Here is a 13,093-nt window from a genome sequence, read left to right as displayed (position 1 = left end):
ACCGATTCGCAATCCGTCGCCGCCCCTCAGGCCGACACTACCGGCCTCGGTCCCAACATGCCCGCGTGGGGCAGGGGATGGCCGCCGGGCCGCGACAGCCGGGCGAGCAGCCGGTGCGCCTCGAACGGACCCGGCGCCTGCCACTGGCCCGTGCCCTCCGCCGTAAAGCCCCAGAAACGCTGGTAATAGCCTGGATCGCCGATCATCATCAGCGGCTCGTCGGTGACGCGCGCCGCTTCCTCGACCAGCCTGTCCATCAGCGCGCGGCCTTCGCCGCTGCCCTGCTGGCCGGGCAGGACCGCGACCGGGCCGACCATGACCAGCGGCGTCTGGACCCCGTCCGGCCCGTGCAGCGCGATCGGCCAGCTTTGCAGCAGTCCCGTCATCGCGCCATTTTCGGTGGAGAAGCTGGCGAAGCTGAGGTCGGTCATCCACGCCATGCCGCGCCGGATCGCATAGGCGGTGCGCCCGCGCCGCTCCGGCCCGAACGCCGTGTCGAGCAGCGCGTCGATCGCATCCGCGCCCTGCGCGGCGAGAGGCTCGAACCGTATCACGTCTTGCCGTACCGTCTTCTAGCGGGCAATAGCGCCCGGAGCGGCGCGCTGTAACGGCTCCGCGGGAAATGGAAAGCGCGAAGATATGGTTGGCATAGGCGGCGGCGTCCCGTCCTACATCCCCTCGGAGGATTTTCTGACGCTGGAGGTCGACGATCTCGACTTCGACGTGCTGACCGGCATCTATTCGGAGGAGACGCATCTGCCGCAGCCGCTGCGGATCAGCGTGCGCGCGCTCCTGACCGTGGCGGACCATTATGACCCCGACACGCCGCTGTCCGCCTCCAAAAACTATATGGACCTGAAACATGCCGCGACCACCGCGCTGCCCGCGGACCGGCATTTCACCCTGATCGAGGCCGTGGCCGACCATATCATCGAAACCGTGTTCCTTCAGGATGAGAAGGTGCGCCATGTCACGGTCAAGATCGTCAAGTTGTTGCTGACCGAACGGACCGAGCAAATCGGCATCACCCTCGGCCGCTGGCGTCGATGATGTCGGCCGGGGCGAAGGCGCGATGAGCGAGGCGGCCCCTCCCTCCGTGGACATCGCCATCGTCGGCGGGGGGCTGGCGGGCGGACTTACCGCGCTGGCCCTCGCCGCACAGCGCCCCGACCTGCGTCTCGCCCTGATCGAGGCGGGGCCGCAATTCGGCGGCAATCATCTGTGGTCCTGCTTCGCCAGCGACATCGCGCCGGAGCATCGCTGGCTGGTCGCGCCGTTGGTCTGCCATGCATGGGATGGCCATGACGTGCGCTTCGCCGACCACGCCCGCCGCTTTGCCCAGGGCTATCAGAGCATCGAGAGCGAGCGGCTGGACGCGGTCCTCCGCAAGGCGCTTCCCCCCGAATCATGGCATCTCGGCACGCCGGTCGATCTGGTGACGCCCACCTCCGTCCGCCTGTCCGACGGGCGGACGATCGTCGCGGGCGGTGTCATCGACGCGCGCGGGCCGGGCGATCTCTCGCACCTTGACCTCGGCTGGCAGAAGTTCATGGGTCAGCGGCTGGACCTCGCCGCGCCGCATGGCCTGACCCGGCCGGTCATCATGGATGCGACGGTGGATCAGGCGGACGGCTATCGCTTCGTCTATCTGCTGCCCCTCGGCCCCCGCTCCATCTTTGTCGAGGACACCTATTACAGCACCGATCCCGACCTCGACACCGGCCTGCTCGAAACCCGCATCGCCGCCTATGCCGCTGGGCAGGGCTGGACGGTGGCGGCGGTCGGGCGCAGCGAGACGGGCGTGCTGCCGGTCGCCATGGGCGGCGATTTGGAGGGGTATTGGCGCGCAGGCGGGGAGGGGGTCGCGAAAATCGGCCTTCGCGGTGGTTTTTTCCACGCCATGACCGGCTATTCGCTGGTCGATGCGGTGCGGACGGCCGTTACTATTGCCGCGCTCCCCGATCTTGGCGGCCCGGCCCTGCATGGCGCGTTGCACGGGGCGGCGCAGGCGCACTGGCGCGGCGGTCGTTTCTATCGTCTGCTCGCACGGCTGCTCTTCCGGGCGGCGGACGCATCGGAGCGTCACCGCATCCTGTCGCGCTTCTATCGGCTTGACCCCGCGCTCATCGACCGCTTTTATACGGGCCGGTCCACAATTTATGATAAGTTGCGGATCTTGGCGGGCAAGCCGCCCGTTCCACTGGGACGCGCGATTACAGTGCTGGGAGCACAGACCAGGTGAAAACAGCCGTCGTGATCGGTGCCGGATTCGGTGGGCTTGCGCTCGCCATCCGCCTGCAATCCGCCGGCGTGGCGACAACCGTGCTGGAGGCGCGCGACCGGCCCGGTGGCCGCGCCTATGTCTGGCATCGCGACGGCCATGTCTTCGACGCCGGTCCCACCGTCATCACCGACCCGGAGTGCCTGGCGCAGCTGTGGCGCCTGTCGGGCCATGACATGGCGCAGGATGTCACCCTGCTGCCCGTGTCGCCCTTCTACCGGCTCAACTGGCCCGACGGCACCAATTTCGACTATGGCAATGACGATGCCGCGCTGATGACGGAGATCGCGAAGCTCGATCCGGCGGATGTCGCGGGCTATGCCAAATTCCTCGACTATGCGGCGGGCGTGTATCGGGAGGGCTATCAGAAGCTCGGCCATGTCGCCTTTCTCGACTTCGCGTCGATGATAAAGGCCGCGCCCTCGCTCGCCCAGCATCAGGCGTGGCGGTCGGTCTATTCCATGGTGTCCAGCTTCGTGAAGAACGAGAAGCTGCGGCAGGCGCTGTCCTTCCACACCCTCCTCGTCGGCGGCAACCCGATGACGACCAGCGCCATCTATGCCCTGATCCACAAGCTGGAGAAGGATGGCGGCGTCTGGTTCGCCAAAGGTGGCACCAATGCGCTGGTCAACGGCATGGTCCGCCATTTCGAACGGCTCGGTGGCACGTTGCGGCTCGGCGATCCGGTGGCGGAGATTGAGACGCTGGGCGACCGCGCCACCGCCGTCTCCACCGTGAGCGGTTTCCGTATCGAGACGGATGCGGTGGTCAGCAACGCCGACCTCGTCCACACCTATGGCACGTTGATCCGGGGCCATCCGCGCGGCCCGTCGCAGGCGGCGAAGCTGGCCCATAAACGCTGGTCGCCCAGCCTTTTCGTCGTGCATTTCGGTGTGAAGGGCAGCTGGCAGGGCATCCCCCACCATATGATCCTGTTCGGTCCCCGCTATCAGGGGCTGCTGAAGGACATCTACGACCATGGCGTGCTGCCGGAGGATTTCTCCCTCTACCTGCACCACCCCACCGTCACCGACCCCAGCCTGGCGCCCGACGGCCACTCGACCTTCTATGCGCTGGCCCCGGTGCCCCATCTGGGCAAGCTGCCGGTGAACTGGGACGAGGTTGGCCCGCGTTTCGCCGACAGCATCCTGGCGGAGGTGGAGCGCCGCCTGATCCCCGACCTGCGGGGTCGCATCACCGTGCAGTTCCATTATACGCCGCGCGATTTCCAGCAGGATCTGGGCGCGTTCAACGGCAGCGCCTTCAGCCTCGAACCGCTGCTGACGCAGAGCGCATGGTTCCGCGCGCACAACCGCGACGACAATATCGCGAACCTCTATTTCGTCGGCGCGGGCACGCATCCCGGCGCGGGCATCCCCGGCGTGGTGGGCAGCGCGCGCGCGACGGCGGAACTGATGCTGGCGGGCGTGCAATGATCCACCTGCGCCATCTCGCCGTCTATTGCGGTTCCGCGACGCCGCCCGATACCGCCTATATCGCGCTGGCCCGCATGGTGGGCGATGCGCTCGCCCGGCGCGGCATCGGCGTGGTCTATGGCGGCGGCCATCGCGGCCTGATGGGGGCGCTGGCCGATGCGGCGCTGGCGGCGGGGGGAGAGGTGACAGGCATCATCCCCCGCGCCCTCGTCAGCGCCGAACTGGCGCATAGCGGCCTCACCCGCCTCGAAATCGTCGAGACCATGCATGAGCGCAAGGCGCGCTTCACCGACCTGTCGGACGGTTTCGTCACCCTGCCCGGCGGCGTCGGCACCATGGACGAATTGTGGGAGGCGGTCAGTTGGGCGCAGCTTGGCTATCATGCCAAGCCCGTGGGCATCCTCAATCATGGCGGCTTCTTCGACGGGCTGCTTGCCTTCAACGCCCATATGGTCGCGACCGGCTTCATCCGGGCGGAACATGCGGGGATTCTGATCGCGCGCGACACGCTCGACGCGCTGCTCGACGCCATGGCCACCTATCGCCCGCACCGCGCCATCTTCGCCATGACGGCGGCGGATTTATAATGGCGTCGCGCGACGCTCTGGTCGCGCATGCCCGCGCCAGCATCGCGCGCGGATCGAAAAGCTTCGCGGCCGCCTCCCGCCTGTTCGACCCCGTCATGCGGGAAAGGGTGTGGTTGCTCTACGCCTGGTGCCGCGCCTGCGACGACATCGTCGATGGACAGGATCATGGCGGCGCGATGACCAGCGTGGCCGACCTCGACGCCCGTCTGTCCCGCATCGAACGGCTCACCGATGGCGCGCTGGCCGGGCAGCAGACGGGGGAGGCCGCGTTCGACTGCCTCGCCCTCGTCGCGCGGGAGTGTGCGCTGCCCCATCGCTATGTCCACGATCTGCTGGAAGGCTTCGCGCTGGATGCGGAGGGCTGGCGGCCCGAAACGCTCAATGACCTGCTCGCCTATTGCTATCATGTCGCGGGCGCGGTCGGCTGCCTGATGGCCATCGTCATGGGGGTGGAGCCGGACGATGATGCGGTGATCGACCGCGCCTGCGACCTCGGCCTCGCTTTCCAGCTCGCCAATGTCGCGCGCGATGTGGCGGAGGATGCCGCCGCGGGCCGTTGCTACCTGCCGCGCGACTGGCTGCGCGAGATGGGGCTGGACGAGGGCGCCCTGAGCGATCCTGTCGCCCGGCCCGGTCTGGCGATTCTGACCGGCCGCCTCGCCGCACTGGCGGCCCGGTACGAGGCCAGTGCACGGGTGGGCACGCCCGCCCTGTCCTACCGCGCCGCTTGGGCGGTGCTGGCGGCGGCGGGCATCTATGGCGGCATCGCGCGTAAGGTTGGTGCGGCGGGGCAGGGCGCGCTCGACCGCCGCATGACCACCGGCACGGGGGAGAAGCTGGGCTGGCTCGTCCGGTCGGCGGGGCAGGGCGCCGTGCGCGCGCGCCTCTATCCCCTTCATCCACGCGATCCCGCCCTGTGGAGACGCCCGCAAAGCTGGTCCGCCTGCCGCTCTACCGAATGAGAATCGCTCTTAAAAAAACAGTTTCGATACTATCGAAATTCAGCTAGGGCTGCGCGCCATGTTCAACGATTCCACGACACCCCTCTCGCTCCTCCAGACCCGCCGCAGCGGCAAGCCGCGCGCGATGGTCGCCCCCGGCCCGACCGACGAGCAACTTCGCACCATCCTCTCCGTCGGTATGCGCACCCCCGACCATGGCAAGCTCGCCCCCTGGCGCTTCGTCATCGTGCCGCAGGAGCGGCGCGCCGCGTTCGAGGCGGTGCTGGCGGAGGCGACCGGCCGCGCCCATGGCAAAGGGCCGGTGGACCTCCCCGCCAACCGCGAATTCGCGCAGCAGGCCCCGACCCTTGTCGTCGTTCTCTCCAAACCGATCCGCGAGGCGAAGATTCCGGTGTGGGAGCAGGAATTGTCCGCCGGGGCCGCCTGCATGAACATCGGCCATGCCGCCCATGCGCTCGGTTTCGTGGCGGGCTGGCTGACCGGCTGGGCGACCTATGACGATCATGTGCGCGATGCCTTTGGTGGCCCGGACGAACGGATCGCGGGCTTCATCTACATCGGCACTGCCGGTGCAGAGCTGGAGGAACGCCCCCGCCCGGATTATGAGGATGTCGTCTCGGTCTGGTAAGGCCCGGTCGAGGGTTTCCGCCGGGGTCGCTGGCACAGCCCGTCTTGCGCGCTTCGCTGTGTTATGGCACTGATGCAGTCATGGCCGAGGATGTGCGACCCGTCTATCTGCGTCTCAGGGACATCATCACCGCGTCGATATTGGACGGGGTCTATGATGATGGCGCGATGCTGCCGTCCGTGCGCGCCCTCGCCGCGGCCCAGGGCGCCAACCCGCTGACGGTGGCCAAGGCGTATCAGAGTTTTCAGGACGACGGCCTCATCCTCGTGCGGCGCGGGGTCGGCCTGTTCCTGGCGGAGGGCGCATCGGCCCGCGTGCGCGCGGCGGAACGGGCGCGCTTTCTGGGCAGCGTCTGGCCGCCGGTCGCGCAGCAGATGCGCCGCCTCGGCCTCACCCACGCCGACCTGCCGCAGGATGTGTCACAGGACCTGTCTCTGGGCGAGGATGCCTGACCGCCATCAGGCGCTCAGGTCATAGCTTTTCATCAGATCATATAATGTCGGCCGGCTCACCCCCAGCAGTTTGGCCGCGCCGGAGATATTGCCGTCCGCCCGCGACAGGGCATGGCGGATGGCCTGTCGGTCCGCCCGTTCCCGCGCCGCCTTCAGGTTGACGATCGCGCCGTCCGCGTCGCCCTCGCCGCCGGGCAGGTCCAGGTCGCGCGCGGCCACCATCTTGCCCTCCGCCATGATGACGGCGCGCTTCACCCGATTCTCCAGCTCCCGCACATTGCCGGGCCAGGTCCAGCTGTCGATCGCCGCCACCGCGTCCGGCGCGAATCCGGTGACGGCGGGGTTCATCGCTGCCGCATGCCGTTTCAGGAAATGCCGGGCCAGCAGCATCGGATCGCCGGGCCGCTGCGCCAGCGTGGGGATGCGGATCACCATCTCGGCCAGCCGGTAATAGAGGTCATCGCGAAAGCGGCCGTCGGCCATCATCGCGTCAACGTCCTGATGGGTGGCGCAGACGATGCGCGTATCCACCCGGATCGCTTCCCGCCCGCCCAACCGCTCGACCGTCCGTTCCTGCAGGAAGCGCAGCAGCTTGACCTGAAGGGGCAGCGGAATATCGCCCACCTCGTCGAGGAACAGGGTGCCGCCGTTCGCGCCCTCGATCTTGCCCGGGGTGGTGCGGATCGCTCCGGTGAACGCGCCCTTCTCATGCCCGAACAATTCGCTTTCCAGCAGCGTCTCCGGAATGGCGGCGCAGTTGATCGCCACGAACGGCCCGCCCCCGCGCGGGCTGGCGTCATGCACCGCGCGCGCGATCAGCTCCTTTCCCGTCCCGCTCGCGCCCAGCAGCATCACCGCCACCTCGGCGGGGGCGACCCGCTCCACCATGCGCGCGACCGCCATCATCTCCGGCGCGCCGGTGACGAGGCCGCCCAGCACCCGCCGGTCCTCCGGCGCCCTGTCCGCCAGCCGCACATTCTCCGCCTCCAGCCGGTGGACGTGAAAAGCGCGCGCGACGATATGGCGCAGCGAATCGAGGTCGATGGGCTTTTGGTAGAAATCCCACGCTCCCTCCGCGATGGATCGGCGCGCGCTTTCCCGCTCGCCATGGCCGGACGCGATCACCACCTTCGTATCGGGCGCGATCCGCAATATCTCGGCCAGCGTGGCGAAACCCTCCGTCACCCCGTCCGGGTCCGGTGGCAGGCCGAGGTCCAGCGTGACGACATGCGGGGATTCCGCGCGCAGGATGGCGATCGCCTCCTCACGGTCGCCCGCCATGAAGATCTGATATTCGTCATAGGACCAGCGGAGCTGCCGTTGCAGTCCGGCATCATCCTCGACGATCAGCAATTTCGGGCGGCTATCAGCCATCAGCCGGTCTTTCGGTCACGCAGGTGGGGGAGGGGGGACAGGGCGTCTGCCTCACTGTCCACGACCAGCGGCAAAGAAAGCGTAAATTCGGTGCCCTCGCCCTCGCGGCTGGTGACGCTCAACTGTCCGCCCATCGCCATTATCAGGGATCGGGCTTCGTGCGCGCCCAGCCCGAATCCCATCGCCTTGGTGGAGGCAAAGGGCCGGAACAGCCCGTCGCGCACGAATTCGGCCGACATGCCGCAGCCCCGGTCGGTGATCCCGACCCGTGCCCTGTCCCCCTCCTGCGTCAGGGCGAGCCGCACCGGCGCGCCGTCCGCCAGCGTCGCGTCGAGGGCGTTCTGCACCAGATGGCCGATGGCCTGCGTCAGCCGCCCGGCGTCGCCGCGCACCATCAGCCGCTCCGTGCCCGACACCTGCACCCGGCCGCGTGCCGCGCCGCGCCCCGTCACGTCGCGCACCACCGCGCCCATGTCGCATACGGCCCTGTCGCCCGCCCGCACCGGGTCGGGCCGGGCCAGCCGGGCGATCAGGTCGTTCATCCGGTCCGCCGTCTCGCGCAGGGTCAGCACCATGTCGGCGCGAAAGGCGGGGTTTTCCGCATGACGCTCCGCATTGGCGGCCAGCAGGCTCATCTGGCTGACCATATTCTTGATGTCGTGCAGGATGAAGGCGAATCGGCGGTTGAACTCGTCGAACCGCTGCCCCTCGGCCAGCGCCTGTTGCTGCCGCCGCTCGTTCAGTGTCACGGCCAGTTGCCGCGCGACGACGCGCAGCATGTCGAGGTCTTCCCAGTCCACGCCGCCGCGCCCCGGCGGCCGGGCGAGCAGCACCGCACCGGTCAGTATGCCATGGTGGATCAACGGCACCAGCGTCCAGGCGGCCAGCGTCTCCGCCATCCAGCGGGGCAGGGCGTCGGCCAGCGGGTCGGCGGGGTCGAGGATGTCCGCGATCCATCCCGACGCCTGCAATCGTTCGGCCAGCCCGGCGTCGATCACATGGCCCGGTGCGTCCGCCTCCGGCCAGTTCCAGTCCGCCTCCGGCGCCAGCGTCCCGTCCTCCCCCCGCATCATCAACAGCGCACCGGGCGCGCAGACCAGTTGCGCCACCGCTCGCGCGGCCCGGCGCGGGGGCAGGCCGCCATCCGTTCCGTCGCTGCCCAGCGTGTCCGCAAAGCGCATCCACTCCTGCCGATAGTCGTATCGGTGGGTGAACAGATGCTTGGCCACCTCCACCCGCAACCAGGCGCGAAAGGGCGCGGACGGTAGCAGGATCAGGGTGAAGACCGACAGGGCGAACACCGCGCCCAACTGGATAAGCTGGGCTGGCACATTCTCCGTCACGCGGATCAGCACGATCATCGCCAGCAGAACGACGGCATAGAGGATCGCCAGCGCGACGGTGACGGTGTGATAGGTCGCACGGCGCGACAGGGTGATCGCCCGCCGCTCCCGCTGCCCCGTGCCCAGCATGATGAGCGGCGCGATCAGCGTCATCACCACGCCGCGCATCTGGCCGATGGCGATGAAGCGGCCGTCGCTCAGCCACGCCAGCAGATAATGGTTGAACTCATAGGCCCACAGGATGGTGAGCGCGCAGCCCAGCCAGCCTATGCTGCTGCTCCTCTCCCGGTCCAGCCGCGCATACAGGCCATGGAGCAGGAAGATCGCGCCCAGCGCCGTGGACGCGCGCAGCAGCCAGCTCGTCTGGACCAGCGGCTGCACCGTCTCCTCGGTCAGTACCAGGTCGCTGACCACCATGTCGAGGCATAGCTGGCACCCCAGTGCCAGTAGCAGGGCATAGAATACCGGCCGCGCGCCGGCGGGCATCGCATCGACGCCGGGCCGGGTGCTGGACCCGCGCAACAACAGCCAGGACACGGTCAGCCAGGCCCCGTTGCGCGCGGTCTCCGCCACCCCGCCCGAAAAGCTGGGCAGCCCTGCCACGCTGCGCGCCACCAGACCATAGAGCGCCCACAACGCCGTGATGACGAGGGCGACGATCAGCATCTGCCGCGCGGAACTGTTGCCGCCCTGCCCCCCGCCAGCCTGCCCCCCGATACTCTGCTGTCCGCTGCCCTGTCGTGACGTCACTATCGCGATGGCCGTGAACAGGGCCGCCGCCAGCGCATAGCCCCAGTCGCCCAATATGACCCAGAAGCCGGTCATGGCTGCTCGTCATTCAGGGTGGCGGCACCGGCCCGCACCGATTCAGCATCGCCGAATCGCATGTCAGCGCGCACCCTCCGGCCAGATGATGACGCGGATCGTCTGGAGCAGGATCAGCAGGTCGAGGAAGGGGGAGTAATTCTTGGCGTAATAAAGGTCATATTCCAGCTTGTTGCGGCTGTCCTCGATCGACGCGCCATAGGGATAGTTGATCTGCGCCCAGCCGGTGATACCCGGCTTCACCATATGCCGCTCCGCATAATAGCGCAGGTGCTGGACCAGATCGTCGACGAACTGGCGTCGTTCCGGGCGCGGCCCCACGAAGCTCATGTCGCCCTTCAGCACCACCCATGTCTGCGGCAGTTCGTCGATACGCAGCTTGCGCAGCCAATATCCGACGCGGGTGATGCGCGGGTCGTCTTTCTCCGCCCACACCGCCTGTCCGTTCACCTCCGCGTCGATCCGCATGGTGCGCAGCTTGACGATCTGGAACTCCTGCCCGAACAGGCCGACACGTGCCTGCCGGTAGAAGGCCGGTCCCTTGCTATCGAGCTTCACGATCAGCGCGCCCAGCAGGATGACCGGCGCGGTAAGCACCAGCAGCAGCGCGCTGGCGCCAATGTCGAACAGGCGCTTGGCAAGGCTGGACAGGCGTTGCCCGGCGGAAAATCCGTCGGAAAAGATCAGCCAGCTCGGATTGACGGTGTCCAGGTCGATACGGCCCGTCTCCCGCTCCAGAAAGGTGGACAGGTCGTTGACGTGCACGCCGGTCGTCTTGATGCGCAACAGGTCCGCCATGGGGACGGAATTGCGCCGTTCCTCCAGCGCCAGGATGACCTCGCTCGCCGCCATGCGCACCACGAAGTCGGACAGGTTGAAGATGGCGTTGCGGTTGATCGCTTCCTCGATCACCTGCTCGCCGTCGTTCATCTGGATATAGCCCACGACCAGAAAGCCGCTGCCCTTGCGTTGCTCCAGTTGGCGCACCCGGTCGGCGCGCTTGCCCGCGCCCAGCACGACCAGCCGCCGCTTGAACGCCTCCCCGCCCAGCATGGAGCCGATCATGACCCGCAGCGCCAGCAGCGCGCCGAACGACAGCACCATGGCGTAGAGCGAATTGGACCGCCACAGCGTCAGTTGCGGCATGGTGAAATGCATGACCGACAGGAAGATCACGCCCAGCGAGATGGCGACCAGCAGGCGGGCGGTGGCGAACCGCAGCGATTGCAGCGCTTCAGGGCCATAGACCCCCACCGCGATCATCGACACCAGCAAGGATACGCCAAAGCTCAGCAGCGGCCCGACCCGGCCATAGATTTCGCCGACATCCATGCCGATCTGCTGCGCGCGCAATATCCAACCGGCCTCCGCCGACGCGATCAGCAGCAGGAAATCCAGCAGGCCGAGCAGCAGCACGGGGTAGGGGATATAATGTTTGAAGAGCCTGATCATCGTGCCGCTGTCCTTGGCACCGCGCCGGGGCGACGCCTGCCGTCCGGCGCGCCGTCCCATTGTGGTACGTTCATCCGGCTCGCTTATGCCCGGAAAAAGCAAAAATAGACTGAACAAAGCGGTGGGCATGGCGCGAACCCTGCCGCCACCCCTTGGACCGGCCCCGCCACGCACCCCCGGATCGCGCTCGTCGCTGGTCCCACTCCCGCCCCCGGCCTCCGCCGCCCCGTCCGCCGCCGGGCCATGCCATACACGGGCCGTTCAGCCGCCGGGGCGGAGGATGCCGCCATGACCCCTGCACCGCGCTCCACCCTGCCGTTCCTGCCGGCCCTCGGCCTCCTCCTCGCCGCAGCGTTCCTCCCCGCCGCGCTCGTCGCCGCGCAGGAACCGGACGAACGGATCAACGCGCTGGTCGTCTATGGCAATGATCCCTGTCCCCAGTCGGACGACGGCACCATCATCGTGTGCGCGCGCAAGCCGGAGAATGACCGCTATCGCATCCCCAAGGAATTGCGGAAGAAGGAGGCGGTGACGGTCGGCGCACCCGGCTGGGCCAGCAATGTGCAGTCGCTGGAGGCGTCAGGCCGCGTGCTCCTGCCCAACAGTTGCTCGGCGGTCGGCACCAATGGCTTCACCGGCTGTTCGCTGGCCATGCTGCGCCAATGGTATGCCGAACGGCAACTGGAAGGCCGCGCTCCCCCCGCCCGCTAGGGCTTATGCAGGATTTGGCGCGCGATAACGCCGGTCCGCACATTCATGTCTGAACTTTTGCCGGATCGCGACGTTGCTCCTCTCAATGACCTTTTTTCGAGGAGCACCTGATGGCCGATGCCCGCATCTTCGCGGATCTGAAGAAGGATCACGACAATCACCGCGCCCTGCTCGCCCGGATCGACGAGACGAAGGACAAGGGCGCGCTGGAGAAATTGTTCATCGAATTTCGGACGGAGGTGACGGCCCATGCCGCCGCCGAGGAGGAAAGCCTCTACTCCACCATGCTCGCCAAGCCGGACTTGCGCGAGGAGGCGCAGCACAGCGTTTCCGAGCATAAGGAGATTGAGGATTATATGGAGGAGATGGCCGACCATGACGCCGGTTCGGTGAAATGGAACGCTATCTATGCGCAACTGCGCAAACGCTACCTCCACCATATCGAGGAGGAAGAGGAGGAGATGTTCCCCGAAGCCTCCGATGGCCTCTCCGATGCGGAGGAAAAGCGCCTCGCCACGGTCTTCGAGGCCCGCAAGCCCGCCGAGCTGAAGCGCGCGGAAAAAGCCATCGCCGAAGAAGAGAAGGCGTAAACCGCCTTCTCCTGAAGCCGTCCCGCCATCATCGGCGCTGAACGGCTGAAGCGCCCCTTATAGCAGCCCCAACCGCGCCAGTTCGCTGGCCAGAGCGGGCGGCAGCGTGTCCCCGCTGTCGCCCGTCGCATCCGCAGGCTTGTCGCTATCCTCCAGATAGCGCCAGCCCTGATGCGCCCGGCGCGGCCGCGCCTCCACCGCGATCAGGCGCGGTTCCAGCCTGATCCACACCTTGCCGTCCGGCTTCTCCGCAAAGCCGCGCAGCGGGCTGCGCCCCACCATCACCCCGCCCAATATCCAGTAGAGCGAGCCGCCCTCCATCTCCGCCACGCGCTTGGGCATGTAGCGAGTGGTGAGGAGCGCCTCCTCCGCATGGCTCTCCAGCCAGGCGCGCAGCGTGACCGCGCTGTCCGAGCCAAAGGCGATCTTGGTCATGTGGAGCGGCACCGCCC

General features: G+C 67.6%; 14 protein-coding genes. 9 read left to right on the top strand and 5 right to left on the bottom strand.

Features of this window, described 5'->3' with window-relative positions; genetic code table 11:
* Positions 1–26: 26 nt before the first annotated feature.
* Complete coding sequence (locus LWE61_RS00340; protein ID WP_234147731.1) at positions 27–554, bottom strand: GNAT family N-acetyltransferase; 528 nt, start codon at positions 552–554, stop codon at positions 27–29.
* Between the two features lie 85 nt (positions 555–639).
* Here LWE61_RS00340 and LWE61_RS00335 point away from each other — a divergent pair, with 85 nt between their 5' ends.
* From LWE61_RS00335 to LWE61_RS00305, 7 genes are all read left to right on the top strand, one after another.
* Positions 640–1,050 (top strand): dihydroneopterin aldolase, encoded by a 411-nt coding sequence (locus LWE61_RS00335; RefSeq protein WP_234147729.1) that lies wholly within the window; start codon positions 640–642, stop codon positions 1,048–1,050.
* 22 nt (positions 1,051–1,072) lie between these two features.
* Positions 1,073–2,242 carry a lycopene beta-cyclase CrtY gene (gene crtY, locus LWE61_RS00330; protein WP_234147726.1) on the top strand — a complete coding sequence of 390 codons (1,170 nt, stop codon included), beginning with the start codon at positions 1,073–1,075 and terminating at the stop codon, positions 2,240–2,242.
* Positions 2,239–3,717, top strand: a complete 1,479-nt coding sequence (locus LWE61_RS00325; RefSeq protein ID WP_234147724.1) for a phytoene desaturase — start codon at positions 2,239–2,241, stop codon at positions 3,715–3,717. Before crtY ends, LWE61_RS00325 begins: the two co-directional genes overlap by 4 nt.
* A gap of 5 nt (positions 3,718–3,722) precedes the next feature.
* A complete protein-coding gene (locus tag LWE61_RS00320; RefSeq protein WP_234148564.1) occupies positions 3,723–4,304 on the top strand; it encodes an LOG family protein in 582 nt (193 codons plus the stop codon).
* Positions 4,304–5,266: a phytoene/squalene synthase family protein gene (locus tag LWE61_RS00315; protein ID WP_234147721.1), complete on the top strand. Its 963-nt coding sequence runs from the start codon at positions 4,304–4,306 to the stop codon at positions 5,264–5,266. The genes LWE61_RS00320 and LWE61_RS00315 overlap by 1 nt, the downstream gene beginning before the upstream one ends.
* Before the next feature lie 58 nt (positions 5,267–5,324).
* Positions 5,325–5,894 carry a nitroreductase family protein gene (locus LWE61_RS00310; protein ID WP_234147719.1) on the top strand — a complete coding sequence of 190 codons (570 nt, stop codon included), beginning with the start codon at positions 5,325–5,327 and terminating at the stop codon, positions 5,892–5,894.
* Between the two features lie 80 nt (positions 5,895–5,974).
* Positions 5,975–6,346, top strand: a complete 372-nt coding sequence (locus tag LWE61_RS00305) for a GntR family transcriptional regulator (RefSeq protein ID WP_234147717.1) — start codon at positions 5,975–5,977, stop codon at positions 6,344–6,346.
* 6 nt (positions 6,347–6,352) lie between these two features.
* Here LWE61_RS00305 and prsR read toward each other — a convergent pair whose 3' ends face one another.
* The 3 genes from prsR to LWE61_RS00290 all read right to left on the bottom strand — a co-directional run bounded on the left by prsR (position 6,353) and on the right by LWE61_RS00290 (position 11,340).
* Entirely contained in the window at positions 6,353–7,720 is a 1,368-nt protein-coding gene (gene prsR, locus LWE61_RS00300; protein ID WP_234147705.1) for a PEP-CTERM-box response regulator transcription factor, read from the bottom strand.
* Positions 7,720–9,888 (bottom strand): XrtA/PEP-CTERM system histidine kinase PrsK, encoded by a 2,169-nt coding sequence (gene prsK, locus LWE61_RS00295; RefSeq protein WP_234147704.1) that lies wholly within the window; start codon positions 9,886–9,888, stop codon positions 7,720–7,722. The genes prsR and prsK overlap by 1 nt, the downstream gene beginning before the upstream one ends.
* 63 nt (positions 9,889–9,951) lie before the next feature.
* On the bottom strand, positions 9,952–11,340 hold the full coding sequence (locus LWE61_RS00290; RefSeq protein WP_234147701.1) for a TIGR03013 family XrtA/PEP-CTERM system glycosyltransferase: 1,389 nt from the start codon (positions 11,338–11,340) through the stop codon (positions 9,952–9,954).
* A 288-nt stretch (positions 11,341–11,628) separates the two neighbouring features.
* On the opposite strand from LWE61_RS00290, the gene LWE61_RS00285 reads away from it, so the two are divergent.
* Complete coding sequence (locus LWE61_RS00285) at positions 11,629–12,051, top strand: hypothetical protein (protein WP_234147698.1); 423 nt, start codon at positions 11,629–11,631, stop codon at positions 12,049–12,051.
* A gap of 110 nt (positions 12,052–12,161) precedes the next feature.
* Positions 12,162–12,641 carry a hemerythrin domain-containing protein gene (locus LWE61_RS00280; RefSeq protein WP_234147696.1) on the top strand — a complete coding sequence of 160 codons (480 nt, stop codon included), beginning with the start codon at positions 12,162–12,164 and terminating at the stop codon, positions 12,639–12,641.
* Positions 12,642–12,698: 57 nt separating this feature from the next.
* Here LWE61_RS00280 and LWE61_RS00275 read toward each other — a convergent pair whose 3' ends face one another.
* Positions 12,699–13,088: a DUF1489 family protein gene (locus LWE61_RS00275; RefSeq protein WP_234147694.1), complete on the bottom strand. Its 390-nt coding sequence runs from the start codon at positions 13,086–13,088 to the stop codon at positions 12,699–12,701.
* Positions 13,089–13,093 lie beyond the last annotated feature (5 nt).

The sequence above is a fragment of the Sphingobium sufflavum genome (assembly GCF_021403115.1).
GTDB classification, from domain to species: domain Bacteria; phylum Pseudomonadota; class Alphaproteobacteria; order Sphingomonadales; family Sphingomonadaceae; genus Sphingobium; species Sphingobium sufflavum.
The sequence above is the reverse complement of the archived record's forward strand: the minus strand, read 5'-3'. Positions and strand labels throughout refer to the sequence as shown.

Excerpts from the sequence above, each read along its gene's own strand:
- LWE61_RS00335 (WP_234147729.1), top strand. The coding sequence starts at position 640 with ATGGTTGGCATAGGCGGCGGCGTCCCGTCCTACATCCCCTCGGAGGAT.
- crtY (WP_234147726.1), top strand. The coding sequence starts at position 1,073 with ATGAGCGAGGCGGCCCCTCCCTCCGTGGACATCGCCATCGTCGGCGGG.
- LWE61_RS00315 (WP_234147721.1), top strand. The coding sequence starts at position 4,304 with ATGGCGTCGCGCGACGCTCTGGTCGCGCATGCCCGCGCCAGCATCGCG.
- LWE61_RS00310 (WP_234147719.1), top strand. The coding sequence starts at position 5,325 with ATGTTCAACGATTCCACGACACCCCTCTCGCTCCTCCAGACCCGCCGC.
- LWE61_RS00305 (WP_234147717.1), top strand. The coding sequence starts at position 5,975 with ATGGCCGAGGATGTGCGACCCGTCTATCTGCGTCTCAGGGACATCATC.
- prsR (WP_234147705.1), bottom strand. The coding sequence starts at position 7,720 with ATGGCTGATAGCCGCCCGAAATTGCTGATCGTCGAGGATGATGCCGGA.
- prsK (WP_234147704.1), bottom strand. The coding sequence starts at position 9,888 with ATGACCGGCTTCTGGGTCATATTGGGCGACTGGGGCTATGCGCTGGCG.
- LWE61_RS00290 (WP_234147701.1), bottom strand. The coding sequence starts at position 11,340 with ATGATCAGGCTCTTCAAACATTATATCCCCTACCCCGTGCTGCTGCTC.
- LWE61_RS00285 (WP_234147698.1), top strand. The coding sequence starts at position 11,629 with ATGACCCCTGCACCGCGCTCCACCCTGCCGTTCCTGCCGGCCCTCGGC.
- LWE61_RS00280 (WP_234147696.1), top strand. The coding sequence starts at position 12,162 with ATGGCCGATGCCCGCATCTTCGCGGATCTGAAGAAGGATCACGACAAT.